General features: G+C 57.0%; 2 protein-coding genes. Both read left to right on the top strand.

Going from position 1 to position 2,141, the window contains the following annotated elements; translation table 11 throughout:
- Positions 1-666: lytic transglycosylase domain-containing protein (locus tag C7445_RS14325; protein ID WP_134161392.1), on the top strand; the 666-nt coding region annotated here is incomplete at its 5' end.
- A gap of 75 nt (positions 667-741) precedes the next feature.
- Positions 742-1,965: a MinD/ParA family ATP-binding protein gene (locus C7445_RS14320; protein ID WP_134161390.1), complete on the top strand. Its 1,224-nt coding sequence runs from the start codon at positions 742-744 to the stop codon at positions 1,963-1,965.
- Positions 1,966-2,141: the final 176 nt, after the last annotated feature.

The following is a 2,141-nucleotide window of genomic DNA, read 5'->3' as shown; positions in this document are numbered from 1 at the left end:
CCGACGGCGCAACACACGCACATCAAGGAATCCCAAGAGGACGAGGACATCTTGGCGGGGTTCATCGGGACCCTCGACTACACAATCTCCGATCCAGAGGTGCAGAAGATGGTCACATCTGTGCTGTTCCCAGGCGGTGTGATGGTGACCGATCTTCCGCACGTATCTACAGCATTGCCAAGCGGGAACGTGATTCAAAACATCCTGCACTACAAGGCGGACATTGAGGCTGCGGCGCAGATGTTCAACATTCCCGCCGTGCTCATCGCGGGCGTGATGTATCAGGAATCGGGCGGGAATCAGCTCGACCCGTCTGGACACGTGTTGACGTCGAGCGCCGGGGCGATGGGACTCATGCAAGTCGAACCGAGTACAGCTGAAGGTCTTACTGTGAACGGCGTGCCTGTGGGGGCGAGTTGGTACGCGGATTTGTCAAACCCTACGACCAATATCCTGCTTGGCGCGGAACTTTTGTCGGAGCTCTATCACGAGTTCAACGAGAACGTTGAGGAGACACTATCCGCTTACAACGCGGGTCCGGGTGCTGAAGAAGAGGCGCTATCGCAGGGCTACACGGTGGCGCAGAACAGCCAGACGATCGAGTATGTCGCGGCGATCACGCAGCAGTGGATTCCGGCGCTGGAGCCGTACTTCGGTAGCATCTAAATTGGCGTAAAGTTGGCGTAATTCATTGTTATCCATGCGCTAGCATGACACCGAAAGGGCAAAGGAGGTGGCGACATGCTCTATCTCGCGTTTCCGGCGGACTTGCGCGAACGTTACGCGGAAAGTACATGGCTCGTCTACGACAAGCAGGTGCTGGAGACGACGTTTGCGCCAGGCGACATCTTGCTTCTCTCCACATGGGTGGTTCCGCATCGCGCGGAACAACTCCAAGTGATCCACCGAGCGCGGCAAGAGGGCGCACGCGTGATTTTTGTCGGTTCGAAAGAAGATGAGACCGACGAATGGAAGCGGCAATTGTGTTCGCTTGGCGTATATGACTTTGCGTTTTTTGGCGATGAGGTTGTGCTTGGCGTCCTCGATGATTTTATCGAGCACCCGCGAACACCACTGGATGTGCGGACATATGTGGACGATTCGGTTTTGCGCACTACGAATGAAGAGCCAGTGGTTGTTGAGGAAGTCAAAGAAGAGAAAGTCGTTTTGCAAACGACTGAGCCTGAGACTGCTTCGGTGCGTCCACGTTGGCGGCGTCCGCGATGGGGCAAGCCGAGTCCATCCACGCCAGAACGGTTACAGATCGTACAACCGCGTCTTGTCGTGGTCGTCGGACTTTGGCCGCGCGCAGGGGTCACAGCGATCACGTACCTGCTTACGAAGCTCTTTGCACAACACCTGCCTATGCGTTCTGTGGCCTGCGTGGAGCATCCCAGGCCTTGGCCAAGGATGTGGGACTACTTTCAGTTGGATGAACGGATGTCAGCCGAGGGCTATCGGCACTGGACGGTGGACGGTGTGGGTCAAGAGATCGAGGTGGATGGGGTGGATTTGGTGCCTCTGTCGCCTGGATGGACGGGGAGCACGGATGGAAGTCAGCCCATGGTGCAGTACATCTTCCGGCAAATGCGAAAGCCTGTGACGCTCGTCGATGTGGGGGCGCAAGTGCCAAGCGACATGCTTTTAGGCGTTGCAGACCGTATCGTGTGTGTGCTCGATTGCGATCCGACGTTTCTCAGCATAGCCGAACTCGGCAACCAGTATCGGATGCTCACCGCCCAATACGGCGAGTCCATGGTCACCGTGCTGAACAAATGGACGCGATACGCGCACTACGACGATTTGTTTGAGGATGCAGTGCGGGTTCCATATCTCGATCCCAATACCATGCAACAAGCGCTTTGGGCTGGGCGGTTTCCGGACGTCTCAGCTTGGGCAAGCGAATTACACGAATTGACCGAGCGCGTGGTGAAACCCCTTTTGCCTACGCGCGTCGGTGGATGAGGAGGCGAGGAGATGAAGTCCTGGGTGAGATACACCCTTGCGACCACGCTCTTTGTGGTCGGCGTCGGTGGCAGTATCGCCTACAACCAGTTTGTCGCACCCATGTTGACGAACGAATGGGTGTACGTCGCGCGCACGCAGTTGCCTGCGGATACCCCCATCCAAGCGGCGGATGT

The sequence above is a fragment of the Alicyclobacillus sacchari genome (genome assembly GCF_004366795.1).
Taxonomy (GTDB): Bacteria; Bacillota; Bacilli; order Alicyclobacillales; family Alicyclobacillaceae; genus Alicyclobacillus; species Alicyclobacillus sacchari.
Note: the sequence above shows the minus strand (reverse complement) of the source record. Positions and strands in the feature narration are given on the sequence as shown.